This window comes from Mesorhizobium sp. M2C.T.Ca.TU.002.02.1.1, assembly GCF_003997225.1.
In genome coordinates, this window is sequence record NZ_RZTO01001285.1 from 1 (window position 1) to 1,048 (window position 1,048).

2 protein-coding genes are annotated in these 1,048 nt (G+C 66.0%); both read right to left on the minus strand.

The window, feature by feature from the left end:
* Positions 1 to 42: 42 nt before the first annotated feature.
* Positions 43 to 411 (minus strand): glycine cleavage system protein GcvH, encoded by a 369-nt coding sequence (gene gcvH / locus EOD07_RS35515; RefSeq protein WP_040981513.1) that lies wholly within the window; start codon positions 409 to 411, stop codon positions 43 to 45.
* A gap of 7 nt (positions 412 to 418) precedes the next feature.
* On the minus strand, positions 419 to 1,048 hold a 630-nt coding region (locus EOD07_RS35520; RefSeq protein WP_281059119.1), incomplete at its 5' end, for a glycine cleavage T C-terminal barrel domain-containing protein.

The following is a 1,048-nucleotide window of genomic DNA, read 5'->3' on the forward strand; positions in this document are numbered from 1 at the left end:
AGAAGGAAGTAAGCGCTGCGGTCATGTCTTTATGTCCTGATGTCAGCCGATATGGGCTTTGTAGGCGGCCTCATCCATGAGGCTGTCGAGCTGGCTTTCGTCGGAAAGCTTCATCTTCCAGAGCCAGCCGTCGCCGGTCGCGGCCGAATTGACCAGCGAGGGGTCGGCCGACAGCGAAGCGTTGGCCTCGGTGATCTCGCCGTCGACCGGCGCGTAGACGTCCGACGCCGCCTTGACGGATTCGACGACCACGGCCGTATCGCCCTTGGCGAGCTTGCGGCCGATCTCCGGCAGCTCGACGAAAACGAGGTCGCCAAGCTGTTCCTGCGCATAGTCGGTGATACCGACAATGGCGACGCCGCCTTCGACGCGGAGCCATTCGTGATCTTGCGTGAAATAGGTCTTTGCCATCTGGAAATCATCCTTTGCGGTAGCGGTGTGGGGTGAAGGGCAGGGACGTGACGTCGACCGGGATTTTCGTCCCGCGGACATCGGCGAAGAGCTTGGTGCCGGCTTTGGCCAACGCGGTGTCGACGTAGCCCATGGCGACCGGGTGGCCGGTCGAGGGGCCGAAGCCGCCGGACGTGACATGGCCGGCCGGATTGCCGTCGGCATCGACCAGCGCCGCGCCGGCGCGAACCGGCTGGCGGCCGTCGGGCTTCAGGCCGACGCGTTTCTGCGACGGCCCGCGCTCGAGGATCGAGCGCAGCGCGTCGGCGCCGATGAAATGGCCGGCGGCACGGACGTCCTTGGAGATCGCCCACATCAGTCCGGCGCTTGCCGGGTCGATTTCCGGCGTCAGGTCATGGCCATGCAGGCAAAGACCGGCCTCGAGCCGCAGGCTGTCGCGGGCGGCGAGGCCGATCCACTGCACACGCTCGTCCGCCAGGAGTTTGACGACGAGATCGCGCGCGTCCTTCTCAGGCAGGCCGATCTCGAAACCGTCCTCGCCGGTGTAGCCGGAGCGGCTCATGAACCAGTTTTGCCGCGGCTGGATGCCGTGCATGAAGAGCAGCGAGCCGGTTTCGATGCCGGCCCGCGCTAGCGC